21 protein-coding genes are annotated in these 23,709 nt (G+C 66.3%); 10 read left to right on the top strand and 11 right to left on the bottom strand.

The window, feature by feature from the left end:
• Nucleotides 1-141: 141 nt before the first annotated feature.
• From ASC75_RS24295 to trxA, 6 genes are all read left to right on the top strand, one after another.
• Nucleotides 142-2,685 carry a PAS domain-containing sensor histidine kinase gene (locus ASC75_RS24295; RefSeq protein ID WP_055981920.1) on the top strand — a complete coding sequence of 848 codons (2,544 nt, stop codon included), beginning with the start codon at nucleotides 142-144 and terminating at the stop codon, nucleotides 2,683-2,685.
• Between the two features lie 5 nt (nucleotides 2,686-2,690).
• A complete protein-coding gene (gene tsaE / locus ASC75_RS24300; protein WP_055981924.1) occupies nucleotides 2,691-4,202 on the top strand; it encodes a tRNA (adenosine(37)-N6)-threonylcarbamoyltransferase complex ATPase subunit type 1 TsaE in 1,512 nt (503 codons plus the stop codon).
• A complete protein-coding gene (locus ASC75_RS24305) occupies nucleotides 4,199-4,930 on the top strand; it encodes a nucleotidyltransferase family protein (RefSeq protein ID WP_244487926.1) in 732 nt (243 codons plus the stop codon). The genes tsaE and ASC75_RS24305 overlap by 4 nt, the downstream gene beginning before the upstream one ends.
• Nucleotides 4,927-8,052, top strand: a complete 3,126-nt coding sequence (gene addB, locus ASC75_RS24310) for a double-strand break repair protein AddB (protein WP_055981931.1) — start codon at nucleotides 4,927-4,929, stop codon at nucleotides 8,050-8,052. The genes ASC75_RS24305 and addB overlap by 4 nt, the downstream gene beginning before the upstream one ends.
• Nucleotides 8,049-11,579 (top strand): double-strand break repair helicase AddA, encoded by a 3,531-nt coding sequence (gene addA / locus ASC75_RS24315; RefSeq protein WP_055981935.1) that lies wholly within the window; start codon nucleotides 8,049-8,051, stop codon nucleotides 11,577-11,579. Before addB ends, addA begins: the two co-directional genes overlap by 4 nt.
• Before the next feature lie 74 nt (nucleotides 11,580-11,653).
• A complete protein-coding gene (trxA, locus tag ASC75_RS24320; RefSeq protein ID WP_055981937.1) occupies nucleotides 11,654-11,974 on the top strand; it encodes a thioredoxin in 321 nt (106 codons plus the stop codon).
• A gap of 66 nt (nucleotides 11,975-12,040) precedes the next feature.
• Here trxA and ASC75_RS24325 read toward each other — a convergent pair whose 3' ends face one another.
• From ASC75_RS24325 to ASC75_RS24375, 11 genes are all read right to left on the bottom strand, one after another.
• Entirely contained in the window at nucleotides 12,041-13,372 is a 1,332-nt protein-coding gene (locus tag ASC75_RS24325) for a folylpolyglutamate synthase/dihydrofolate synthase family protein (protein WP_055981940.1), read from the bottom strand.
• Nucleotides 13,373-13,407: 35 nt separating this feature from the next.
• A complete protein-coding gene (gene accD, locus ASC75_RS24330) occupies nucleotides 13,408-14,331 on the bottom strand; it encodes an acetyl-CoA carboxylase, carboxyltransferase subunit beta (protein WP_055981943.1) in 924 nt (307 codons plus the stop codon).
• Between the two features lie 36 nt (nucleotides 14,332-14,367).
• The gene (gene trpA, locus ASC75_RS24335; protein WP_055981946.1) at nucleotides 14,368-15,207 is read right to left on the bottom strand and encodes a tryptophan synthase subunit alpha; all 840 of its coding nucleotides are present in this window, start codon (nucleotides 15,205-15,207) and stop codon (nucleotides 14,368-14,370) included.
• Nucleotides 15,204-15,515, bottom strand: coding sequence for a type II toxin-antitoxin system RelE/ParE family toxin (locus ASC75_RS24340; protein ID WP_055981949.1), 312 nt, complete (start codon nucleotides 15,513-15,515; stop codon nucleotides 15,204-15,206). The genes trpA and ASC75_RS24340 overlap by 4 nt, the downstream gene beginning before the upstream one ends.
• Nucleotides 15,512-15,799: a hypothetical protein gene (locus tag ASC75_RS24345; RefSeq protein ID WP_055981952.1), complete on the bottom strand. Its 288-nt coding sequence runs from the start codon at nucleotides 15,797-15,799 to the stop codon at nucleotides 15,512-15,514. The genes ASC75_RS24340 and ASC75_RS24345 overlap by 4 nt, the downstream gene beginning before the upstream one ends.
• A gap of 67 nt (nucleotides 15,800-15,866) precedes the next feature.
• Nucleotides 15,867-17,087 carry a tryptophan synthase subunit beta gene (trpB, locus tag ASC75_RS24350; RefSeq protein WP_055981955.1) on the bottom strand — a complete coding sequence of 407 codons (1,221 nt, stop codon included), beginning with the start codon at nucleotides 17,085-17,087 and terminating at the stop codon, nucleotides 15,867-15,869.
• 29 nt (nucleotides 17,088-17,116) lie between these two features.
• Nucleotides 17,117-17,776, bottom strand: a complete 660-nt coding sequence (locus ASC75_RS24355) for a phosphoribosylanthranilate isomerase (RefSeq protein WP_055981958.1) — start codon at nucleotides 17,774-17,776, stop codon at nucleotides 17,117-17,119.
• A 182-nt stretch (nucleotides 17,777-17,958) separates the two neighbouring features.
• The gene (locus tag ASC75_RS24360; protein WP_055981961.1) at nucleotides 17,959-18,717 is read right to left on the bottom strand and encodes a M48 family metallopeptidase; all 759 of its coding nucleotides are present in this window, start codon (nucleotides 18,715-18,717) and stop codon (nucleotides 17,959-17,961) included.
• Between the two features lie 92 nt (nucleotides 18,718-18,809).
• Complete coding sequence (locus ASC75_RS24365; protein WP_055981963.1) at nucleotides 18,810-19,250, bottom strand: DUF2852 domain-containing protein; 441 nt, start codon at nucleotides 19,248-19,250, stop codon at nucleotides 18,810-18,812.
• A 120-nt stretch (nucleotides 19,251-19,370) separates the two neighbouring features.
• Complete coding sequence (locus tag ASC75_RS24370; RefSeq protein ID WP_055981966.1) at nucleotides 19,371-20,513, bottom strand: benzoate/H(+) symporter BenE family transporter; 1,143 nt, start codon at nucleotides 20,511-20,513, stop codon at nucleotides 19,371-19,373.
• A 4-nt stretch (nucleotides 20,514-20,517) separates the two neighbouring features.
• On the bottom strand, nucleotides 20,518-21,291 hold the full coding sequence (locus ASC75_RS24375; RefSeq protein ID WP_055981969.1) for an alpha/beta hydrolase: 774 nt from the start codon (nucleotides 21,289-21,291) through the stop codon (nucleotides 20,518-20,520).
• 200 nt (nucleotides 21,292-21,491) lie between these two features.
• Between ASC75_RS24375 and infC the strand changes: the two genes are divergently transcribed.
• From infC to rplT, 4 genes are all read left to right on the top strand, one after another.
• On the top strand, nucleotides 21,492-22,028 hold the full coding sequence (gene infC, locus ASC75_RS24380) for a translation initiation factor IF-3 (RefSeq protein WP_082496743.1): 537 nt from the start codon (nucleotides 21,492-21,494) through the stop codon (nucleotides 22,026-22,028).
• Nucleotides 22,029-22,223: 195 nt separating this feature from the next.
• On the top strand, nucleotides 22,224-22,850 hold the full coding sequence (locus ASC75_RS24385) for an isoprenylcysteine carboxylmethyltransferase family protein (RefSeq protein WP_055981972.1): 627 nt from the start codon (nucleotides 22,224-22,226) through the stop codon (nucleotides 22,848-22,850).
• A gap of 208 nt (nucleotides 22,851-23,058) precedes the next feature.
• Nucleotides 23,059-23,262, top strand: a complete 204-nt coding sequence (gene rpmI / locus ASC75_RS24390; RefSeq protein ID WP_055981974.1) for a 50S ribosomal protein L35 — start codon at nucleotides 23,059-23,061, stop codon at nucleotides 23,260-23,262.
• Nucleotides 23,263-23,299: 37 nt separating this feature from the next.
• The gene (gene rplT / locus ASC75_RS24395) at nucleotides 23,300-23,701 is read left to right on the top strand and encodes a 50S ribosomal protein L20 (protein WP_055981977.1); all 402 of its coding nucleotides are present in this window, start codon (nucleotides 23,300-23,302) and stop codon (nucleotides 23,699-23,701) included.
• Nucleotides 23,702-23,709: the final 8 nt, after the last annotated feature.

Genomic DNA, 23,709 nt, shown 5'->3' on the forward strand with positions numbered 1-23,709 from the left:
TTCTTTTTTGCGCGCACGCCTTCTTCACGGCGATTCGCCTAACGGCTATTGTGGCGTGATTCGCCACGCGCCCGTTCTCGGCGGAACTTTTTGGGGCGCTTCAGGGCGGTCTTGCAGTCAGGCGGCGGAGAGGAACAAGACATGCCGGGGGAATACCCGCTTTCAGCGGGACAGGCCGTTTCCGGCGGCCGACAGGATTCGCAGATGCCTCTTCCAGGCGGTATGTGGCAGGCCGTGCGCCGGCTCGGCAGCCGTTCTGCCGTGGCTTTGCTTGGCGCCACTGCCCTGTGCGCGCCTGTCGGATATGCCCACGCCCAGCAGGCAACCATCGCCAGCCTGCCCACCGCCGAAGTCATCCAGCTCGCCGTGCTCGTCGGCGTCATGGGCGCGGCGCTCATTTCCGCCATCGCGCTGATCCGTGAAAAGGCCCGCATTGCCGCCGAAAACGTCGAACTGCGCGGCCGCGTCGCCGACCTCAATGCATCGCTGCAGCGGTCGGAGGCCCTGCTCAACCTGCGCGACCAGCGCGTCATCGTCTGGGCCAACGAGAACAAGAAGCCAGAGCTGATCGGCTCGCTGCCGATCGAAACCGGCGCGCCGGACGATCGCGCCGCCTTCCTCGGTTTTGGCCGCTGGCTGATGCCGCGTTCGGCCGCAGCGCTCGAAAATGCCATCGCCGCCTTGCGCGACAAGGGCACCGCTTTCGAGCTGGTGGCGGAGACCCATGCCGGTGCCGCACTCGAAGTCCATGGCCGCAAGAGCGGCGCCCACGCCATCGTCCGCTTTGTCTCGATCTCCGAGGCCCAGCGCGGCCAGGCGCGGTTGACGCTCGACAACCAGCGGCTCAGCGCCGAATACGAAACGCTCGTCGGCCTGGTCGATGCCATCGACATGCCGTTCTGGATGCGCGATGCCGACGGCCGGCTGAAATGGGTCAACAAGGCCTTCGCCAAGGCCGTCGAAGCAACCGATTCCGCCGCAGCCATCCGCGACGGCAAGGAGTTTCTGGGCACGCAGTCGCGCGAGGCGATCGCCCAGCAGCACCTGTCGCGTCCCGTCTTCCAGCAGACGCTGTCGACCGTTATCGACGGCGACCGCCGCATGTTTGCCGTCACCGACGTCGTCGGCAGGGAAGGTTCTGCAGGCATCGCCGCCGACATGAGCGCAGCCGATGCCATCCGCGAGGAATACAGCCAGGTCGTGCGCAGCCACGCCGACACGCTCGACCAGGTGGCCACCGCCGTCGCCACCTTCGATGCCGGCCAGAAGCTGCGGTTCCACAACAACGCCTTCCAGAAGCTCTGGGAGCTCGATGCCGGCTATCTCTCCAGCGCGCCCGACAATGCCCTCCTGCTCGATCGCCTGCGCAGCGAGCGCAAGCTCCCGGAACAGCCGGAATGGCGGCGCTGGAAGGAAAACCTGCTCGGTGCCTACCGCGCCGTCGAGCCGCAGGAGCATCTCTGGCACCTGCCCGACGGCCGCACCATCCGCGTCGTCGCCAACCCGCAGCCCAAGGGCGGCGTCACCTGGGTGTTCGAGAACCTGACCGAGAAGATCGATCTCGAAAGCCGCTACACCACGGCAGTGCGCGTCCAGGGTGAAACCCTCGACAATCTCGCCGAGGGCGTCGTCGTTTTCGGCCCCGACGGCCGCATCCGCCTGTTCAACCCCGCCTTCGGCCAGCTCTGGGGCGTCTCGCCCGAGGTCCTGCGGCAGACCACGCATATCTCGGCGATCCGCGCCGAATGCGACACGCGCGCCGAAAACAGCCCATGGGCCGATTTCGTCGCCGCCGTCACCGGCTTCGACGAGCGCAGCGATCGTCATGGCCAAACCGAGCTCAATAACGGCTCGGTGCTCCAGCACGCCGTCATCCACCTGCCCAACGGCCAGGTGATGCTGACCTTTGTCGACGTCACCGACGGCGTCAACATGGAGCGCGCGCTGAAGGACAAGAACGAGGCGCTGCAGCGCGCCGACCAGATCAAGAACGAGTTCGTCCAGCACGTTTCCTATGAGCTGCGCTCGCCGCTGACCAACATCATCGGCTTCACCGAACTTCTGTCGCTGCCGGGCACCGGCCCGCTGTCGCCGCGCCAGCGCGAATATGTCGAGCACATCGGCTCGTCGTCGGGCGTGCTCCTGACCATCGTCAACGACATTCTCGACCTCGCCACCGTCGACGCCGGCATCATGCAGCTCGAAATCGCCGAGGTCCGTGTCGACCGTGCCATCGAGGCTGCCGCCGAACTGGTCGCCGACCGCCTGGAAGAGCATTCCATCAGCCTCGCCATCGAAACCGCCAGCGCGCCGAAGAGCTTCAATGGCGACGAAACGCGCGTGCGCCAGATCCTCTACAACCTGCTCAGCAACGCGGTGAACTACGCGCCGTCTGCGAGCACCATCACGCTGGTTTGCCGCCAGCGCGCCGAGGGCGTGGAGTTCTCCGTCCATGACGACGGCCCGGGCATGCCGTCGGAGGTGCTCGACACGGTGTTCCAGCGCTTCGAATCCCGCGTCAACGGCGGTCGCCGCCGTGGCGCCGGCCTCGGCCTGTCCATCGTCAAGAGCTTCGTCGAACTGCATGGCGGCACCGTCCGCATCGACAGCGGCAAGGACCGTGGCACGACGGTGGTCTGCCTGTTCCCCGATGCGCCTGCCGGCGTGCGGGTGGCGGCGGAGTAGGCTTCATGGCGGCCAGATCGCTGGAGCGCTTCCTGCCCGACGAGGCCGCCACCACGCGGCTGGGCGAAGATCTCGCCATGGCGGTCAAGCCGGGTGACGTGCTCCTGCTCGATGGCGATCTCGGTGCCGGGAAGTCGACGCTGGCGCGCGGCCTGATCCGGGCGCTCGCCGGCGATCCTGCGCACGAAGTGCCGAGCCCGACCTTCACGCTGGTGCAGAGCTACGACACGCCTGTCCCCGTTCATCATTTCGACCTTTACCGGCTGTCTTCCTCGGAGGAACTCTTGGAGCTCGGCTTCGACGAAGCGGTCGCTTCTGGTGTCGCGCTGGTCGAGTGGCCCGAGCGAGCGGCGGAAGCGATGCCTGCTGCCAGCCTGCGGCTCGCCATCGAGCACGAGGGCGACGGCCGCCGCATCGTCATCTCGGGCGATGGCCCGACCTTCGACCGCATCGCCCGTTCGCTCGCCATGCGAGACTTCCTCGTTTCGGCCGATTTCGGCGACGCCCGCCGTGCCCGCTTCACCGGCGACGCTTCGGCCCGAGGCTACGAAACCGTCACGCCGGAAGGCCAGGCTCCGCTCGTGCTGATGAATTCGCCAAGGCTGGTCCTCGGACCGCCCGTCCGCGACGGCAAGCCTTATGCCGAGATCGCCCACACGGCCCAGACGGTCGCTGCCTTCGTAGCCATCGATCGTGCGCTCGCCGCAGGCGGCGTCACCGTGCCCGGCATCGTCGCCCACGATCTCGATCAGGGTTTCCTGTTGCTCGAGCATCTCGGCACCGGCGCTTTCCTCGACCCCGTGGGCAAGCCCATCGCCGAGCGCTACGCCGCCGCTGCCGAGCTGCTGGCGATGATTCACGGGAAACAGTGGGACGATCGCCTTGAGGCAGCGCCCGGCGTCGTCCACCAGGTCCCACCCTTCGACCGCGATGCGCTGATGATCGAGGTCGACCTCCTGGTCGACTGGTACGTACCCGCCGTCACCGGCGCGCCCGCCTCCGATGCGTTGCGCGACGGCTACCGAGCCGCCTGGAACGCCATTTTCGACCGTCTCGCCGACAAGCAATACGGTCTGGTGCTGCGCGACTATCACTCGCCCAACATCATCTGGCGCGGGGAGAAGAAAGGTTTCGACCGGCTCGGCACCGTCGACTTCCAGGATGCGCTGATCGGCCCGGTCGCCTATGACGTCGCGTCGCTCGCCATGGACGCGCGGGTCACTGTCTCGCCCGACATCGAGCGGACCACCGTCGATGCCTATGTCGCCGCACGCAATACCGCAGGCAGTTTCGACGAGACCGCTTTCCGCGAGGCCTACGCCATCATGGCGGCGCAACGGAACTCGAAGATCCTCGGCATCTTCGTCCGCCTCGACCGCCGCGACGGCAAGCCGCAATATCTCAAGCACCTGCCGCGCATCCGCGACTATCTGCACCGCGCTCTGGCGCATCCCGCCCTGGCCGACCTGCGCGACTTCTACCGCGACAACCGCCTGCTCGAGGAGTTTGACGCGTGAGTGCTAAGGTTCCGTCCGTCGCCATGGTTCTCGCCGCCGGGCTCGGCAAGCGAATGCGGCCGATCACCGACACGATCCCCAAGCCGCTGGTGAAAATTGCCGGCAAGACCCTGCTCGACTGGGGCCTCGACAGCCTTGCCGAGGCGGGTGTCGAAAAGGCCGTCGTCAATGTTCATTACCTGCCCGACCAGATTGTCGCGCATGTCGCTTCGCGCACCGCTCCGCGCATCGCCGTCTCCGACGAGCGCGACGGCCTGCTCGATTCCGCCGGAGGCATCGTCAAGGCGCTGCCCGGGCTCGGCGCCGAACCGTTCTACATCGTCAATGCCGACACCTTCTGGATCGACGAGGGTACGCCCAACCTCACCCGCCTCGCCCTTGCCTGGGACGATGAGCGGATGGATATTCTCATCATGCTCGCGGCTCTCGACCAGGCGACCGGCCATTCCGGCGGCACCGACTTTCTCGTCGCACGGGACGGCCGGCTGAGCCGTGCCAGGGGTGCGCCCGACGGCCTGATCTATGCCGGCGCCGCCATCATCCACCCTCGCATCTTCGCCGGAGCGACCGCCACTCCCGCCTCGCTCAACCGCTATTTCGACGAGGCGATATCGGCCGGCCGCCTCCATGGCATGCAGATGCAGGGCAGCTGGATCACCGTCGGCACGCCCGACGCCATCGCGCCGGCCGAGGCTGCGGTGAAAAGGGCCCTGGCAGGGGTGCAATGAGCGGCCGCGCGTCGCCACGCGTCTTTTCCATCCCGCCCGGCACACCCTTCCTGCCGACGCTGGCGGCATCCTTGCTCGACGGCCGCCTGATCCCCGACTTCCGCTTCGACGGCGACCCGCTGGCGCTGGCCGACGTCACCATCTACGTGCCGACGCGCCGCGCTGCGCGTGCCCTGCGCGGCGTCTTCGTCGATGCCGCCGGCGGCCGCTCGGCCATCTTGCCGGTCATCAAGCCGCTTGGCGAATTCGACGAGGACGAGGCCGCCTTCGAGACCGAAGGCGCTGGCGCTCTCGACCTTGCGCCGCCGATCTCGTCGGTCGATCGGCTGCTCATGTTGGCACCCCTGGTGCGCGCCTGGAAGCGCCGCTTGCCGGCCCATGTCGCCGCTTTGTTCGAGGAAGAAGTCGTGGTGCCGGCCTCCGCCGCCGACGCCATCTGGCTGGCGCGCGACCTTGCCGGGCTGATGGACGAGATCGAGACCGAAGGCTCCGATTGGGCCAAGCTCGGCGGCCTCGTCTCCGGCGAGCTGTCCAGCTGGTGGCAGGTCACGCTCGACTTCCTGTCCATCGTCACCTCGGTCTGGCCCGACCTGCTCGCCGAGCGCGATCAGTCCAATCCGGCCGCGCATCGCAGCGCCCTGATCCGGCTCGAGGCCGAGCGCCTCAGGCGCAGTCCACCCGCCGGACCGGTCATCGCCGCCGGGTCCACCGGTTCGATTCCTGCGACCGCCGAACTGTTGGCGGCCATCGCTCGCCTGCCGCGCGGCGCTGTCGTCCTGCCCGGGCTCGACGCGACGCTCGATGAGGTCGCCTTCGAGGCCATCACCGCGCCCGATCTCCGCGCCTCGGTCCTCGGCCATCCGCAATACGGCCTCGCCAAGCTGATCGGCAAGATCGGCATCCTGCGCGGCGACGTCGAGGAACTGGGCACGCCGTCTCCCGCCTTGGTCCGCCGTGCGACGATCGTCGGCGAGGCGCTGCGCCCGGCCGAGACCACCGACGCCTGGGCCGAAAAGCGCGGCAGCGTCAGCGACGCCGAAATTTCGGATGCCCTTGCCGGCATCACGCTGCTCGAAGCCGCCCATGAGCGTGACGAGGCAGCCGCCATCGCCATCGCCTTGCGCGAGGCGGTTGCCGCCGACGGCCATCGCGCCGCTCTTGTCACCTCCGATCGTAACCTTGCCCGCCGCGTCGCCGCCGAACTCCGCCGCTTCGGCATCCAGGCCGACGATTCCGGCGGCGTTCCGCTGGCCAACACCCCGCCCGCCGCCCTGCTGCGCACCATGGTCGAGGCGGCGATCCGCCCCGGCGATCCCGTTGCCGTGCTGTCGCTGCTCAAGCATCCGCTGCTTCGGCTCGGGCTCGATCGCCACATCGTCAGGCGCGCCGCCGAAACCATCGAGCTTGTGGTGCTGCGCGGCGGCGTTGGCCGGCCCGATGTCGCTCGGCTCGCCGAGGATTTCGACGCGCGCCTTGCCGGCATCGGCGACGCGTCGCGAAAACCCTTCTGGTTCGACCGCGTCAATGTCCGCCGCATCGAAGACGCGCGTGACGTCGCGGCCCGGCTGGTCGCTGCGGTGGCGCCGCTCGCCGCACTGCGTGGCGACGAGGCCGTCGACCTCGGCGCTATCGTCCGCGCGACGGTCGAAGCGCTGGAAAACCTCGGGCGCGACGAGCTTGGCGGGCTGGCTGTGCTTTATGACGGCGACGCCGGCGCCAAGTTGGCGGAAGCGCTCCGTGGGCTTGTCTCGGCCCAGGCATCGTTCGGTTTCGCCGCGGTCGAGTGGCCCGACGTGCTCGACGCGCTTGTCGCCCCCGAGGCGGTGAAGCCGTCGCAGGGCGCCGACCGCGCCATCTCCATCTGGGGCGCGCTCGAAGCGCGCCTGCTGACCGTCGACACGCTGGTCATCGGCGCCCTCAACGAAGGCAGCTGGCCGCGCAAGGCCGAGGCCGACCGTTTTATGTCGCGCGTCATGAAATCCGGCATCGACCTTGAGCCGCCGGAACGCCGCATCGGCCTCGCCGCCCATGATTTCCAGATGGCGATGGGCGCGAAAAACGTTGTCCTGTCGCGCTCGGCTCGTTCCGGTGATGCACCGGCCGTGCCGTCGCGCTGGTTGCAGCGCCTGCTGACTTATGTCGGTCCCGACCATGCCGCCGTGTTGCGCCAGCGCGGTGCAGCGCTGCTTGGCTGGGCTCGCCAGCTCGACGCCGGGGACAAGACAGATTTCGCTGCCCGACCGGAGCCAAAGCCGGCGGTCGCGGTGCGCCCCCGCCGCTTCTCCGTCACCGAGATCGAGACGCTGCGCCGCGACCCCTACGCCGTCTATGCCCGTCGCATCCTTGGGCTGATGCCCGTCGATCCGCTGGTGCGAGATCCCGGCGCAGCCGAGCGCGGCACGCTGTTTCACGACATCCTGCACCTCTTCTCGGCAACGGTCGGCGACCCGCGCGCGCCGCAGGCGCTCGACGTGCTCATCGCCGCCGGCAGGCACTGCTTCGCCGAGGCCGCCTTGCCCGCCGATGTCGAGGCGGTCTGGTGGCCGCGTTTCGAGCGCATGGCAGAAGGCATCCTCGAATGGGAGCGCAGCCGCGCCGCCGCCGTCGCCAGCCGCCATGCCGAGGAAGGTGCTGCCGCCACCGAAGTCGGCCGCACCGGTATCACGCTGTCCGGCCGCGCCGATCGCATCGACCTTCTCGCCGGCGGCATGGCCGACATCATCGACTACAAGACCGGTTCCTCTCCATCCAAGGCGCAGGCCCATACGCTGATCGCGCCGCAGCTGGCGCTTGAAGGCGCGCTGCTCCGTCGCGGCGCCTTCCGCGAGCTTGGCCAGCGCGAGCCGTCGCAACTGGCCTTCGTCAGGCTGAAGCCCAATGGAGAAGTGTTCGAAGAATCGATCCTCGAACACAACCGTAAGCCTAAGTCGGCGGCGGAGCTGTCGGAGGAGGCCTGGACGCGGCTGGAGCAGTTGCTCCAGCATTACGAAGATCCGGCGACGGGCTATCTCTCGCGCGCGCTGCCCTTCCGCGAGGGCGAAACCGATGGCGACTACGACCATCTCGCCCGCGTTCTCGAATGGTCGGCCGGTGGCGACGGCGGTTCGGAGGGCGAGGAATGAAGAAGAAGTTCTTCGTACCCACCGAAACAGCCGACCGCCAGGCACGGGCCTCCGATCCCGGCAACTCCGTCTGGGTGTCGGCCAATGCCGGCTCGGGCAAGACCCACGTGCTGTCGCAGCGCGTTATGCGGCTTTTGCTGCGCGGCACCGATCCGTCGAAGATCCTCTGCCTGACCTACACGCGCGCCGCCGCCGCCAACATGTCGAACCGCGTCTTCGCCAACCTGTCGGAATGGACCATGCTGCCGGATCTGGAGCTGGCAGAGCGCATCGCCGCCCTCGATGGCGCGCGGCCAGACCGGCCTATGCTGCGCCGTGCCCGCCGGCTCTTCGCCGAGGCGCTGGAGACGCCGGGCGGCCTCAAGATCCAGACCATCCACGCCTTCTGCGAGTCGGTGCTGCACCAGTTTCCGCTCGAGGCCAACATCGCCGCCCATTTCGAGATGCTCGACCCGCAGATGGAGGCGACGCTGTTTGCCACCGCGCGGCGCGAGATGGTGACCGGCGGTGCTGCCAATCCCGAACTGGCCGAGGCCTTCGCCATGGTGCTGGAGCGCGGCGGCGAGGCGGGGCTCGACGCCCTGCTCTCCGAGATCGTCGCCAAGCGCGACGGCCTGCGCGCCTTCATCGGCCAGGTCATGGATTTTGCCTGGCCGTTCGGCGCACTCTACGAGGAATTCGGCTTTTCCCAGGGCGACAGCGCCGAAGGCATCGCCGCCTTGATCTGGCCGCTGCCCGGCTTTGAACCCGATTTCTTCGACGCCTTCGCCGCCGCGGCCGACGCGACTGACGCGCGCAGCGTGCTCAACAACATCCTGCCCTTCGCCCGGCTTGCCTATGTCGAGCCGGACCCGATCCGGCGCCTCGGATTGCTCGCTGACGCCTTCCTCAAGGCCGACGGCGATCCCTATACGCAGAGCGCCTTCAAGAAGGCGCTGCTCGACCGCCTGCCCGACCTGCCCGAGCGGTACCAAACAACATCGGAGGCGATCATGCGCGCCGCCGACCGCCTCGCCCATTTCCGCATGCTCGAGGCGACACGCGCCGCCCTCACCATCGCCGACTGGCTGATCGCCCGCTACGAGCGGCTCAAGACCGGCCGCGGCTTCCTCGACTTCAACGACCTCATCACCCGCACGGTCAACCTGCTCGCCCGCCCCGACGCCGGGCCATGGGTGCAATACAAGCTCGACAAGGGCATCGACCACATCCTGCTCGACGAGGCACAGGACACCAGCCCCGACCAGTGGGAGGTGGTGAAGCGGTTGGCCGAAGAGTTCTTCTCCGGCTCAGGCGCCCGCGACCATGTCCATCGCACCGTCTTCGCCGTCGGCGACGAGAAGCAGTCGATCTATTCCTTCCAGGGGGCGGCGCCCGAATCCTTCGACGACAGCAAGCACGAATTCGCCGCCCGCATCCGCGCCGCCGAAGCGCGCTTCGAGGACGTCACGCTGACCTGGTCGTTCCGCTCGACCGACGACGTGCTGTCGGCCGTCGACCGCGTGTTCGAGGATCCGACGGTCCGTCGTGGCGTCACCCGTGCGCCCGAACCGCCCAGCCACAAGGCCATCCGCGCCGGGGCGCCGGGCTATGTCGAGGTCTGGCCTTCGGTCGGCACCGACGTGGTCGACGAGCCTGATGACTGGCGCAAGCCCATCGACCATGCCCATGCCCCGGCCGTCGTGGTAGCCGAACAGGTGGCCGCGACCATCCGCAAGTGGCTCGACGACGGCGAGATCATCGAGGGCACGGGAAAACGCCTGCGTGCCGGCGACGTCATGGTGCTGGTGCGCAAGCGCGACCGCTTCGTCCATGCGCTGTCACGCGCCCTCAAGCGCCGCGACATCCCGGTCGCCGGCGCCGACCGGCTCAGCCTTCCCGGCCACATCGCGGTCAAGGACCTGATCGCGCTTGGCCGCTTCCTCATCCAGCCCGAGGACGACCTGTCGCTGGCGGCCGTGCTGCGCAGCCCGATCTTTGGCTTCTCCGAGGAGGCGCTGTTTGCGCTCGCCTCCGGTCGTTCGCGCAGCCGCTCGCTGATTGCCTCGCTGCGTGATGCCGCCGAGACCGATGCTGCCCTGGAAGTGGTTGCCGAACAGCTCGACGCCTGGGCCACCGAAGCGGCCTTCCGGCCGGTCTTCGAATTCTATTCCGGCGTGCTCTCGGGCGGTCGCGCCCGCGACGGCGTGCGCAAGAAGATGATCTCCCGCCTCGGCCAGGAAGCCGGCGACATTCTCGACGAGTTCCTGAACTTCTGCCTGGCGGAGGAGCGCACCGACCTGCCCGGCCTCGAAGCCTTCCTGTCGACGCTGGAAAACGCCGGTCCCGAGATCAAGCGCGAGATGGACCAGACCCGCGACGAGGTCCGCATCATGACCGCGCACGCCGCCAAGGGCCTGGAGGCGACTGTGGTGTTCCTGGTCGACAGCGGCTCGGCGCCGTTCAGCGACCAGCATCTGCCACGCCTGATGCCGTTCATGCCGCGCGGAAGACATTGGCACGGCAAGGGTTACCTCTGGCGCGCCGGCGCCGACGTCGCCAATGCCTTCTCCAAGGGTGCGGCGCTTACTGCCCGCGAACTGGCCGACGACGAATACCGCCGCCTGCTCTATGTCGGCATGACCCGAGCCGAGGATCGCCTCATCGTCTGTGGCTACCATGGCAAGCGCGCGCCGGGCGGCAACACCTGGCACTCCATCGTCAGCCGGGCGCTGTCGGCCGCGCCGGAGAGCGAGCTGCGCGACCATCCCGTCGTCGCCGACCTCGAAGTGCATCGCTTCCGTGTCACGCCCTTGTCGGGCGCGGCGGAAATCGCGCCCGAGCGCGAGGCGGCCGAATTTGCCGCGCCGGCTCCGCTGCCCGAAAGCCTGTTCGACCGTCCGCCGCCCTTCGAGGACCTGCCGCGGCCGCTGTCACCGTCGGGTGCATCGGCGCTGATCGAGGAGGTCGAGGAGCCGGTGATTTCAGGTCGCTCGCCGGTGCTGGATGCCGATGCCGAGCCGGCCTTTGCCATCGCCCGCGGCTCGGCGCTGCACCGGCTGCTGCAGATGCTGCCGCGCCTCGACCCAGCGGAGCGGCGCCAGGCCGCCGAACGTTATCTCGCCCGCGCCGGCCGGCACTGGGATGATGCGCAGCGAAGCTCGGCTCTGGCCTCGGTTTTCTCCGTTCTCGACGACGATGATTTCGCACCGCTGTTTGCGCCGGCTTCCCGTGCCGAAGTTGCGGTCATGGGCAGCCTCGACATCCGGGGCAACCCGCGCTCGGTGTCGGGCAAGATCGACCGGCTGGCGGTCACGCATGACGAGGTCTTGATCGTCGACTACAAGACCAACGCTGCCCCGCCCGTCTCGCTCGACGAGGTGCCCAATGCCTATGTCGTCCAGCTTGCGCTCTACCGGGCACTGCTCCAGCCGCTCTATCCCGGCAAGGCGGTTACAGCCGCCCTGCTCTTCACCGAAGCGCCCCGGCTGATCGCTCTGCCTCCCGCGGCAATGGACGCCGCCCTTGCTCGACTCACCCAAGCGTGACACAAGAACTGCTTGAACGTCGGGCCTCCTACCACCACATATGGCACGACAGCTAACCCCTAGAGGATCGCATCATGGCCACCGTCAAGATCGACAACAGCAATTTCAAGACCGGCGTGCTCGAGGCCAAGGAGCCCGTCGTCGTCGATTTCTGGGCCGAGTGGTGCGGTCCCTGCAAGATGATCGGCCCGTCGCTGGAAGAGATTTCCAACGAGATGGCCGGCAAGGTGAAGATCACCAAGGTCAACATCGACGAGAATCCCGAGATCGCCGCCCAGTTCGGCGTGCGCTCGATCCCGACGCTGATGATCTTCAAGGATGGCGAAGTCGCCGACATCAAGGTTGGCGCCGCCCCCAAGACCGCCCTGTCCAGCTGGATCAACGGCAACGTTTGACCGATCCGACGCCTGAATACGAAAAAGCCCGGCAGTGCCGGGCTTTTTTATTGGCTTGTCGACGGCTCAGGTCGGCGGCGTGCCGTTCGCGGCCAGCACCTCGCCGACGAGATAGAGCGAGCCGCCGATCAGGATGCGCGGTGCCGGCTCGTTCTCGTTCCAGGTGTCGCGCAACAGCATCAAAGCGTTGGCGACCGAACTGACAGGTTCGGCAGACAGCCCGGCCTCGGTGGCGCGCACCGCCAGCTCTTCATTGGGCACGCCGCTTTCGCTCATCGTCACCGGAACGGTGTAGACATGCCGCGCCATGCCGTGGAACGGCTTGAAATAGCCGGTCTGGTCCTTGGTGTTGATCATGCCGGAGATCAGGAACAGCGGCCGCGGCGACTTCTCTTCCTGCTCGGCGAGCGCTTCGGAGATCACCGTGCCGGCACCGGGATTGTGGCCGCCGTCGATCCAGACCTCGGCCCCTTTCGGGGCGAGCTCGGTCAGCGCGCCTTGCGGCATGCGCTGCATCCGCCCCGGCCAGGCCACCGACGTCATCGCCTTGTCGATGGCGCGCTCGGTCAGGGGGAAGCCAGCCGCCTTGACCGCGGCAATGGCCGCCGCTGCGTTGGCAAACTGGTGGCGTCCCGGCAGGCGTGGCGGCGAAAGGTCCATCAGCCCGCTCTCGTCCTGGTAGACCATGCGGCCGTTTTCCTCGAAGGCGACGAAATCCTGGCCGTAGACCTCGAGCGGGCAATCGAGCCGCTCGGCGGTGTCGATCAGCACCTGCTGCGCCGCTTCGGTTTCCTGGGCGCCGACCACGACCGGGCAGCCGCGCTTGATGATGCCGGCCTTTTCGGCGGCGATCAGCTCGACCTTGTCGCCGAGATAGGCCTCGTGATCCATCGACACCGGCATGATGACCGAGCACGCCGGGCGCTTGATGACGTTGGTCGCGTCGAAGCGCCCGCCAAGCCCGACCTCGATGATGCAGACGTCGGCCGGATGTTCGGAAAACAGCACGAAGGTGACGGCGGTGAGGATCTCGAAGACGGTGATCTTTTCGCCGCGATTGGCTTCGCCGACGCGCCGGACCGCATCGGCCAGAACGTCGTCGGCGACCAGTCTGCCGCCGCCGGGTGCTGCCAGGCGGTAGCGCTCGTGCCAGTTCACCAGATGCGGCGAGGTGTGGACATGCACCAGCCGGCCGGAGGCCTCGAGCAACGCACGCGAGAAGGCGGCGGTCGAGCCCTTGCCGTTGGTGCCGGCGATGTGGATCACCGGCGGCATGTGGTCCTGCGGGTTGCCGAGGCGTTCGAGCAGCCGCGTGATGCGGTCGAGCGAAAGGTCGAAACCCTTCGGATGAAGCGCCAAAAGGCGCTCGATTTCGAGATCGGCTTCGAGCGTGGTCATGGCAATCCCCCGGGCCAAGGGCCGTGTCTGTGTGGTCAGGCCTGCGGGCGTCGTTCCGGCACCGGAACGACAGGCGGCAGGATCTCGGCCTCGGTGGTCTTGGCTTCCGCAGGCGTCCTGGTCAGGATCTTGAGCAGGCTGGCGATCGTCGACTTGAGCTCAAGCCGCGACACCACCATGTCCACCATGCCGTGGTCCATCAGGTATTCCGAGCGCTGGAAGCCGTCGGGCAGCTTCTCGCGGATCGTCTGTTCGATGACGCGCGGGCCGGCAAAGCCGATCAGCGCACCGGGTTCCGCGATATGCACGTCGCCCAGCATCGCATAGGAGGCGGTCACGCCGCCGGTCGTTGGATTGGTCAGCACCACGATGTAGGGCAGGCCGGCTTCCTTGAGCCGGTCCACCGCAACCGTCGTCCTGGGCAGCTGCATCAGGGACAGGATGCCTTCCTGCATGCGCGCGCCGCCTGAGGCGGCGAACAGGATCAGCGGGCGCTTCTTCTCGAGTGCGACCTCGAAGGCGCGGATGATCGCGTCGCCCGCCGCCATGCCGAGCGAGCCGCCCATGAAGGCAAAATCCTGCACGGTGACGACGACCGGAAGGCCCTCGATCTTGCCGGATCCCGACAGGATCGCGTCTTCCATGCTGGTCTTGGCCTTGGCGTCCTTCAGGCGGTCGACATAGCGTTTCTCGTCGCGGAACTTCAGCGGGTCGACCATCACCTTCGGATTTTCGATCGGCTCGTAGCGGCCGTCGTCGAAGAAGAAGCGCAGCCGCTCCTTGGCCGAGATCTTCATGTGATGTCCCGACGACGGGATCACATACTGGTTCTCTTCCAGGTCCTTGTGGAACACCATCTCGCCGCTCTCGGGATCCTTGATCCAGAGATTGTCGGGCATTTCCCGGCGCCCAAGCATCGAGTTGATCTTGGGGCGAACGTAGTTGGTGATCCAGTTCATGGCAGTGGTCCTCTTCGATCCCGGGACATGGGGTATTTATTGGGCGGTAGCAAGGCGTGCCGCGCGAATGCCCTGGGACAAGCCGTTGACCAGGGTCGCCACCGCTTCGGCCGGATCGGCGGTTTTCTCGCCCTTCGGCCCGATGACATTGGCAACTGCATTGACGATCGCGGTGCCGACAACGACGCCGTCGGCCGACGCGCCGATGGTCCTGGCCTGTTCGGCGGTCTTGACGCCGAAGCCGACGCAGACCGGCAGGTCGGTATGCGCCTTGATGCGCTGCACCGCCTCGGCCACCTTGCCCGTGTCGGCCAGCGCCGAACCGGTGATGCCGGTCATCGACACGTAGTAGACAAAGCCCGACGTGTTCTCGAGCACCTTCGGCAGGCGCTTGTCGTCGGTCGTCGGCGTCGCCAGGCGGATGAAGTTGACGCCGGCCTTGAGCGCGGGGATGCACAGCTCGTTGTCCATCTCCGGCGGCAGGTCGACGACGATCAGGCCGTCGATGCCTGAAGCGACTGCGTCAGCCAGGAAGCGGTCGACGCCGTAGATGTAGATCGGGTTGTAGTAGCCCATCAAGACGATCGGCGTGTCGTTGTCGTCAGCGCGGAATTCGCGCGCCATCTGAAGCGTCTTGGCCAGCGTCTGACCGGCCTTCAGCGCGCGCAGGCCGGCGGCCTGGATCGCCGGGCCATCGGCCATCGGGTCGGAAAACGGCATGCCGAGCTCGATGATGTCGCTGCCGGCCTTGGGCAGCGCCTTCATGATCGACAGCGACGTCTCGTAATCGGGGTCGCCGCCCATGAAATAGGTCACCAGCGCCGGGCGTCCATCGGCCTTCAGTTTCGCCATGCGGCGGTCGATGCGAGTGGTCATCGGCTTGGCATTCCTTCAATAGGCTCCTTGAGCCGGTCCGGATTACCGCGCCCGTCCCATAACCGCAATATCTCTATGCGATCGTCCGCGACGCGGTAGATGACGGAAAACGGGGTTCGGGTGATGGGATGTTCCCTCAGGACAGCTCCATGGACCGGATGTCCGATATGAGGCTGATCCTGCAGGATGGCAAGTGTCTTGGCCATTTGCTTGCGCGCATTGCCGCGTCCCTCTGGAAAGGTCGTCCGATAGTAGCGAAAAAACCAGAGTACATCGTTGCCGGCAGAAGGAAGGAAAACGACCTTCATTTAGAGCGCTGAACGAAGACGTCAGGCGCTGGCGCCAGTGCGCCGGCATCGTCTTCAAGACGCTCCATCCAGTCGAGCATGGCCTTCTCGGAAATGAAGATGCCCGTGTTGGCCTCGGCAATCCGTTCGTCCAGGACATCGCGTTCGATGGACTGGCTGTCCAGGTATGCTCGGATCGCGCGCTGGGCGACATCGTCTGCGGACAGGTTCTGGCGCTCGGCTTCCTGCTCCAGCTCCTGCTTCAGCTGTTTCGTCACATGCAGCGACAGAGGCACTTCGCCCATGCTTTCGCTCCTTCCGGCTGTCCAGGAAACTATCACGGTAGCTCTTGCCGGTCCAACGGGACGGGCGTCAGATCTCCATGCCCAACATTTGCGCGACCGTATGCACGTCCTTGTCGCCGCGGCCCGACAGGTTGACGATCATCACCTTGTCCTTGCCCATGGTCGGCGCGACCTTGACGGCATGCGCGATGGCATGGGCCGATTCCAGCGCCGGGATGATGCCTTCCACCTTGGTGGTGAGCTGGAACGCCTCCAGTGCCTCGTCGTCGAGGATCGGCACATATTCGACACGGCCGCTGTCGCGGAGCCAGCTGTGCTCCGGACCGACGCCGGGATAGTCGAGGCCGGCCGAGATCGAGTGGCCGTCGAGAATCTGGCCGTCGTCGTTCTGCAGGAGATAGGTGCGGTTGCCGTGCAGCACGCCGGGGCTGCCGGCGTTCATCGAGGCGCAGTGCTCGATGCCGTCGAGCCCGCGGCCGCCGGCTTCGATGCCGACGATCTTGACGCTGCGGTCGTCGAGGAACGGGTGGAACAGGCCGATCGCGTTCGAGCCGCCGCCGACAGCGGCCACGATCACGTCGGGCAGGCGCCCTTCCTGCTCGAGGATCTGCTGGCGCGCCTCGGTGCCGATCACCGACTGGAAATCGCGGACGAGCTCAGGATAGGGGTGCGGGCCGGCGGCCGTGCCGATCAGGTAATAGGTGTCGTGGACATTGGTGACCCAGTCGCGCAGCGCCTCGTTCATGGCGTCCTTGAGCGTGCCGTGGCCGGCGTTGACCGGGCGCACTTCGGCGCCGAGCAGCTTCATCCGGAAGACGTTGGGCTTCTGCCGCTCGACGTCGGTGGCGCCCATATAGACGAAGCACGGGAAGCCGAAACGGGCAGCAACGGTCGCCGACGCGACGCCGTGCTGGCCGGCGCCTGTTTCGGCGATGATGCGGGTCTTGCCCATGCGCTTGGCGAGCAGGATCTGGCCGAGGCAGTTGTTGATCTTGTGCGAGCCGGTGTGGTTCAGGTCTTCGCGCTTGAAGTAGATCTTCGCGCCGCCGAGATGCCTGGTCAGGCCTTCGGCGTAATAGAGCTTCGACGGCCGGCCGGCATAGTGGGTCGACAGATCGCGCAGCTCTTCCTTGAAGGCCGGATCGTTCTTTGCCTCGTCCCAGTGACGCTGCAGCTCGAGGATCAGCGGCATCAGCGTTTCGGCAACGAACCGGCCGCCAAAAATGCCGAACATGCCCTGCTCGTCGGGTCCGGTACGGAAAGAATTGGGCTCAGTCGGCTTGCTCACGGCCGATCTCCTTGCGGCTGGAGGCTCGATCAGGCAGCGCTGCGGTCGCTAGCTGCCCGGACGGCCCTGAAGAAATTCTCGATAAGCGCCGCATCCTTGACGCCCGGTGCGCTTTCCACGCCCGAGGAAATGTCGATGCCGGGCGGGTTTGCAAGCTGGATGGCGTCGCCGATGTTGTTGGCGTTCAGCCCACCGGAAAGCATGTAATCGACGGAGGCGTCAAGGCCCGCGAGCAGCCGCCAGTCGAAGGAAACGCCGTTGCCGCCGGGCAATTCGGAGCCGGCAGGCGGCTTGGCATCGAAAAGCAGGCGGTCGGCGACACCGGCATAAGGTATGATCGCCTCGAAATCGCCCGCCTCGCGAATGGAAAACGCCTTCATGACGGGCAGGCCGTAGCGCGCCTTGACCTCGGCCACCCGCGCCGGGCTTTCCTTGCCGTGCAGCTGGATCATGTCGGGCGCCATGGCGGCGACGATCTCGTCGAGGAAGGCATCGTCGGCATCGACGGTCACGGCGACCGCCTTGGCCCTACCGCGTGCTGCCTCGCGCAGCCGCCCGGCGTCTTCGGGCGAGACGTTGCGCGGGCTCTTGGCAAAGAAGATGAAACCGACATGGCTCGCGCCATTGCCGAGCGCCGCCTGAAGCGCCTCATCGGTCTTGAGGCCGCAAATCTTGATGTCGAAAGCCATGGGGTGGGAGTGGCACGAAAAGGCTGCGAAGTCGAGGAAAACAGCGAGTAGGGAGTAGGGAATAGTGAGTAGTGAGTAGTGGGATCGCGCGGCGGCGCCGTCGGTACTTTCAGGCCGCCCTGCGAGTTGGTGGCCTTCCCTACTCCCTACTCCCTACTCCCTACTCCCTACTCGCTATTCGCTCACTCGAACTGTATCGCCTGCAGCGCGCTGCCGTTGCGCTTGAGCCACGCTTTGCAGCGCTCGGTGTCGGGGCAGAGCTCCTCGCACAGCTTCCAGAATTTCGGCCCGTGGTTCATCTCGCGCAGATGCGCCACCTCGTGGGCGACGAGATAGTTGATGACCGGCGTCGGCGCCATCATGATCCGCCACGAGAACGACAGCACCCCGTCCGAGGTGCAGGAGCCCCAGCGGCTGGAGGTGTCGCGGAAGCGGATCGCCTTGGCGCGGCGGCCGGCTGCCTCGCAATGCTTCGCCACCATCGCCTCGATGTCGCGCTTGGCCTCGCGCTTGAGGAAGTCGGCGATGCGGCGCGGCAGGTGAACCCGGTCGCCGTGGACGACAAGGGTCGGTCCTGTTTCATCCTCGCCCAGCCGCACCGTTCCGCGCGCACCACCTTCGTGGACGATCAGATGCGGGGTGCCGCGGATCGGGATCTTGATGCCGGGGCGCACCAGCGGCCGGTCGGGCACCTTGGCGAGGCGCTGCTCCAGCCAGCCCTGATGGCGGTCGAGGAAGCGGTCGACCTCGCCCTGGCGCAGGCCGGGCGGCACGGTGATGCGCAGGCCGCGGCCGCCGGCATCGATGCGCAGCGTCAGCCGCCGGGCCCTGTCGTTCTCGACGATGCGCAGCGGCAGCGTGCGGCCCGCAACGATGTGATCCCGCTCCAGGACGGGCGAAGGCGCTTGCTTGGTCAGCTTGCGGAAGAAGCCAAAGGACATGGCGGCAGACTAGATGATTCGAGGGAAATCGGAGCCAAGGAAAACGGCGCCGCTTGCACGGCGCCGTTGGCGTTCAACGGATGGAGGCGACCTCAGTCGTCAAGCAGGCCCGCCTTGCCGCCCTTCTTGGGCGTGACCGTCGGCGCGGTCGGCTTGTTGCGGTTGGCCATGAAGCGATCGAAGTCGTCCTGGTCCTTGGCCCGGCGCAGTTCGCGGGCATAGGTGTCGAACTCGTCGCGCATCTCGTCCAGCTTGCGGCGCTCTTCGTTCAGGCGATCGAGTTCCTTCTCGCGCCAGTCGTCGAAGGCGACATTGCCGGTCTGGGCGCTGGCCCGGTAGGAAGCCTTGCGGCAGCCGGCGAAGACGCCGTCGGTCGCGCGGTTGACGTCGCGCTTGAAACCGTCAAGCCGGTCGCCCCAGATGATGTAGGCAAGCATGGCGAGGCCGAGCGGCCAGAACACCATGAAGCCGATCACCATCAACGCGATGGTTGCCGGCGTCCAGGCCGGGCGGATCAGTGCAGTCGTGTTCATAGTAGATTGCCGTTCCTTTGTTTGAGGCAGCCAGGGAAAAAGCTGCTCCAAACGACATGGGAAAGCAAAAATGGCGATTCAAGACGGTGCCGGCCAAAACCGGACAAGGGCCTGCGAATCCTAGCCTTTTTTCAGGTTTTCCAGGACCAGCACGATCAGGCCGGCAACCAGCCCCCAGAAAGCCGAACCGACGCCGAGCAACGTCAGCCCCGAGGCGGTGACGACGAAGGCCGTCGTCGCGGCCATGCGGTGGTGGTCGTCCTTGAGCGCGATCGCCAGCGCATTGGCGAGCGAAGCCATCAGGGCCAGCCCCGCCACCAGCACGATCAGGCTCGGCGGCAGCACCGCGAAGATCGCCACCAGCGACGCGCCGAAGGCGGCGAAGACGACATAGGCAAGCGCATAGAACGGCCCGGTCTTCCAGCGCTCCTTCATGTCGGGATGCACATCCGGGCCGGTGCAGATCGCCGCCGAAATCGCCGCAAGATTGGTGGTCGAGGCGCCGAACGGCGCCGACAACACCGAGAACAGCCCGGTCACTCCGATCAGCGGGCCGGGTTCGGGGTGGTAGCCGGCGGCGCGCAGCACGGCGAGGCCGGAAAGGTTCTGCGACGCCATGGTGACGAGATAGAGCGGCACGGCCAGGCCGATGATGGCGGTGGCGGTGAACTCGGGCGCGATCAGCGTCAGCGTCGAGAGTTCCGGCGTCGGCAAGCCGCCGACGCGACCGGTGAGAAACGCCGCCAGCCCGCCGCCGACCAGCACCACCAGCACCGAAAGCGCGGGATTGTAGAGCCGGATCAGGAAGAAGGCCGCGATCAGCGGCAGGATCAGCCACGGGTCGGAGGGCACCGTCTTGGCGGCGTTGATGGCGAAGGTCACGACGATGCCGCCGAGCATCGCCGAGGCCACCGAGGCCGGGATGCGCGAGATCAGCTGCGTCAGCGGCTTGATCAGGCCGGTGAGCACCAGAAGCACCCCGGTGACGAGGAAGGCGCCGACCGCCTCGCCGATGCTGAAGCCGCTGCTCGCTGCGATCAGTGCCGCGCCCGGTGTCGACCATGCGGTGATGACCGGCATCTTCGTCCGCCACGACAGCCACGCCGTCTCCATCGCCATGGCCAGGCAGATGGCGGTCACCCAGCTCGCCGTCTGCACCTGCGTCGCGCCGACCGCCACGGCTGCGGCGATGATGATGGCCAGCGTGCCGCCGAAGCCGACGATGGCTGCCACGAAGGCCGAGATCGGGATCGATATGCGCATGCGTTCAGCCCGCCCGTCCGATCATTTCGCCGACCGCGCGGGTCAGCAGGTCGAGATCCTCGGGCCGCGACAGCCGGTGATCGCCATTGGGCACCAGCGACAGCGTCGCGTCGTCGGCGGGCAGGAGGCTCATCAGCTTCAGCGCGTGGCTGTGCGGCACGTCAGGATCCACGAGGCCCTGGATGATGTGTACGGGGCAATGCGTGTGGATCGGCCCGGTCATGACCAGGTTCCGGCGCCCGTCCTCGATCAGCGCGCGGGTATAGATGTAGGGCTCCGGCGAATAGTCCGACGGCTCCTCGAAATAGCCCTTCTCGACGAGGTCCCTGCGCTGCGCCTCGGTCAGCGCCGGTTCGACCAGTTCGGCGGTGAAGTCGGGCGCCGGCGCCAGAAGCACCAGGCCGGCGATGCGGTCGCCCTCGCCTGCCTTGTTGAGCTCTTCGTTCATCCTGAGCGCGATCCAGGCGCCCATCGACGAGCCGACCAGCACCTGCGGGCCGTTCGTGAACTTTCGGAAGACGGCTAGGCTTTCGGCCAGCCATTTGGAAATCGTGCCGTCGGCAAAGGCGCCGCCGCTTTCGCCATGGCCGGAATAGTCGTGGCGCAGGAAGGCGCGTCCCTCGCCCGCCGCCCAGGCGGCCAGCGTCTCGGCCTTGGTTCCCAGCATGTCCGACTTGTAGCCGCCGAGCCAGACCACGCCGGGTGTCGCCCCCTCTGCATGACGGATGGCGATGCGGGTGTTGTCGACCTCGATGAAGTCCGGCGTGCTGGCAGTCATGTCAAATCCCCTCGGCACGGACTTGTGGCACAGCCGGCCCGATGCCGAAAGTGCCGTAAGAATCGTTCTTTTGGGGCAGTTCGCATGCGCGGAAGCAGGTGATTTGTTGCGAGTGCTGTGTTATTGACTTCGCCCGCGCGCTCCCCACATTGGCGCGTCCGCACACATGACAACGTCAATGGCTCGAGGAGACAACGACCATTCGCAGACCTTTTAAAGCAGCCGCACCCACCAAGGACGGCCCGCGCGCTAACCGTGACATCCGGGTTCCCCGGGTCCAGTTGATCGACGTCGACGGCTCCAACCGTGGCGATGTTTCCATCAACGACGCACTCCTGGCCGCCGAAGAGGCAGGCCTCGATCTCGTAGAAATTTCCCCCAACGCCCAGCCGCCCGTCGTCAAGATCCTTGACCTCGGCAAGCTGAAATACGCCAACCAGAAGAAGGCGGCCGAGGCGCGCAAGAACCAGAAGGTCATCGAGATCAAGGAGATCAAGATGCGCCCGAACATCGACGACCACGACTACGAAACCAAGATGAAGGCGGTCCGCCGCTTCTTCGAGGAAGGCGACAAGGTCAAGCTGACGCTCAGGTTCCGCGGCCGCGAAATGGCCCACATGGAACTCGGCATGCAGCTCCTCAACAAGGTTCGTGAGGAAACCGCCGCCATCGCCAAGGTCGAAGCCGAGCCCAAGCTCGAAGGCCGCCAGATGATGATGGTGCTGGCGCCGCGTTGATGCCTGGCTGCCCGAAAATCGACACAGATTTTCGGAATTCACGGCGCGACTGAAACTGCCCGAGCGTTTCTGCGCGTCCGAAAGGACGCGCGGCGCTCGGCGGGTTCCGGCAGTCCTGCCGGAACGGGACCATTTCTCCTGCAAGGCGCCAAGCGGCACACTCGCCACAAGCGAGCGGCTGGCGAGTGGAAAGCGATGAGCGAGCCGGAATACCAGGGTCTGGGCAATTACCAGCACAGGCGCCGCATCGTGCTTGCCGTGCTGATCGTGACGCTGTTTGCAGCACTGCTGTTCGGCCAGTCCTCTTTCCCGCCCGACACGACGATCCACGAGGTCGTCGAAATGGCCGGCATCCTGATGATCTTCCTCGGCATCGTTGGCAGGCTGTGGTGCACGCTCTACATCGGCGGGCGCAAGTCGGGCGAGATCGTCACCGGCGGGCCGTATTCGATGACCCGCAACCCGCTCTATGTCTTCTCGACGCTGGCCGCCGCCGGCGTCGGTGCGCAGATGGGCTCGATCGTCACCGCCATCGGCTTCGCGCTGATGTGCGCCGTGGCCTTTCACGTCGTCATCCTGCGCGAGGAAAAGCACCTCGGACACCTCTTCGGTCCCGAATACGCCGCCTACGTCAAGCGTGTTCCGCGCTTCGTTCCCAATCTCTCCCTCTATGAAGAGGGCGACACCGGCAGCTTCCGGCCGAAGCTTCTGCTCAACACCCTGCTCGATGGTCTCGTCTTCCTGGTGGCGCTGCCCGTCTTCGAACTGATCGACCACGCCCAGGTGACGGGCGTGTTGCCGGTGCTGTTCCGCCTCCCCTGAGGCCGCGGAATCATTGCCGTTGCGGCTCTTTCAGGGTGTTGCACTGCGCCAAAGTTCCGCGTATATAGCCGCGTCCAAGAACCGCCCGGCAGGGCATGCCGTGGCGGTTTCCTTTGCTTTTCGGGCTTTGGTCGGCCTGAAAACAACAACATGAAGGGGTTCGCAGCACTTTCGGGTGCAACGGAATCCTGAAGAACGGAGTAGCAAAATGCCCAAGATGAAGACCAAATCCGCTGCCAAGAAGCGGTTCAAGATCACCGCGACCGGCAAGGTCCTGGCGGCTGCCGCCGGCAAGCGCCATGGCATGATCAAGCGTTCCAACAAGTTCATTCGCGATGCCCGCGGCACGATGGTTCTGGCTGAACCGGACGGCAAGAAGGTCATCAAGAATTTTCTGCCGAACGGCCTCTGAGCACTCGGCCTGGATAGCGTTTTAAGGAGATCATGACATGGCACGTGTAAAAAGGGGCGTAACCGCCCACGCCAAGCACAAGAAGGTTCTGCAGGCTGCCAAGGGCTTCTACGGCCGCCGCAAGAACACCATCCGCATTGCCAAGCAGGCGGTGGAAAAGTCGAAGCAGTACGCTTACCGCGACCGCAAGAACCGCAAGCGCAACTTCCGCGCCCTGTGGGTCCAGCGCATCAACGCCGCGGTCCGCGAGCACGGCCTGACATATGGCCGCTTCATCGACGGACTGAACAAGGCCAACATCGAGATCGATCGCAAGATCCTGTCCGACATGGCCATCCATGAGCCGCAGGCATTCGCCGCGCTCGTGGCCAAGGCCAAGGTTGCTCTTGAGTACCTCAAGAACACCACCCCGAATGCTTTTGAAAGCGCTGTTGCTTAACCAGCGCC

This window comes from Aminobacter sp. DSM 101952, assembly GCF_001424795.1.
In the GTDB taxonomy this organism is placed as follows: Bacteria; Pseudomonadota; Alphaproteobacteria; order Rhizobiales; family Rhizobiaceae; genus Aminobacter; species Aminobacter aganoensis.

Coding starts and splice junctions, on each gene's coding strand:
- accD (WP_055981943.1), bottom strand. CDS start 14,331: ATGAACTGGATCACCAACTACGTTCGCCCCAAGATCAACTCGATGCTT.
- ASC75_RS24370 (WP_055981966.1), bottom strand. CDS start 20,513: ATGCGCATATCGATCCCGATCTCGGCCTTCGTGGCAGCCATCGTCGGC.
- ASC75_RS24365 (WP_055981963.1), bottom strand. CDS start 19,250: ATGAACACGACTGCACTGATCCGCCCGGCCTGGACGCCGGCAACCATC.
- ASC75_RS24360 (WP_055981961.1), bottom strand. CDS start 18,717: ATGTCCTTTGGCTTCTTCCGCAAGCTGACCAAGCAAGCGCCTTCGCCC.
- ASC75_RS24355 (WP_055981958.1), bottom strand. CDS start 17,776: ATGGCTTTCGACATCAAGATTTGCGGCCTCAAGACCGATGAGGCGCTT.
- addB (WP_055981931.1), top strand. CDS start 4,927: ATGAGCGGCCGCGCGTCGCCACGCGTCTTTTCCATCCCGCCCGGCACA.
- rplT (WP_055981977.1), top strand. CDS start 23,300: ATGGCACGTGTAAAAAGGGGCGTAACCGCCCACGCCAAGCACAAGAAG.
- trpA (WP_055981946.1), bottom strand. CDS start 15,207: ATGACCACTCGCATCGACCGCCGCATGGCGAAACTGAAGGCCGATGGA.
- ASC75_RS24345 (WP_055981952.1), bottom strand. CDS start 15,799: ATGGGCGAAGTGCCTCTGTCGCTGCATGTGACGAAACAGCTGAAGCAG.
- ASC75_RS24375 (WP_055981969.1), bottom strand. CDS start 21,291: ATGACTGCCAGCACGCCGGACTTCATCGAGGTCGACAACACCCGCATC.
- ASC75_RS24295 (WP_055981920.1), top strand. CDS start 142: ATGCCGGGGGAATACCCGCTTTCAGCGGGACAGGCCGTTTCCGGCGGC.
- trxA (WP_055981937.1), top strand. CDS start 11,654: ATGGCCACCGTCAAGATCGACAACAGCAATTTCAAGACCGGCGTGCTC.
- ASC75_RS24340 (WP_055981949.1), bottom strand. CDS start 15,515: ATGAAGGTCGTTTTCCTTCCTTCTGCCGGCAACGATGTACTCTGGTTT.
- tsaE (WP_055981924.1), top strand. CDS start 2,691: ATGGCGGCCAGATCGCTGGAGCGCTTCCTGCCCGACGAGGCCGCCACC.
- ASC75_RS24325 (WP_055981940.1), bottom strand. CDS start 13,372: ATGACCACGCTCGAAGCCGATCTCGAAATCGAGCGCCTTTTGGCGCTT.
- addA (WP_055981935.1), top strand. CDS start 8,049: ATGAAGAAGAAGTTCTTCGTACCCACCGAAACAGCCGACCGCCAGGCA.
- rpmI (WP_055981974.1), top strand. CDS start 23,059: ATGCCCAAGATGAAGACCAAATCCGCTGCCAAGAAGCGGTTCAAGATC.
- ASC75_RS24385 (WP_055981972.1), top strand. CDS start 22,224: ATGAGCGAGCCGGAATACCAGGGTCTGGGCAATTACCAGCACAGGCGC.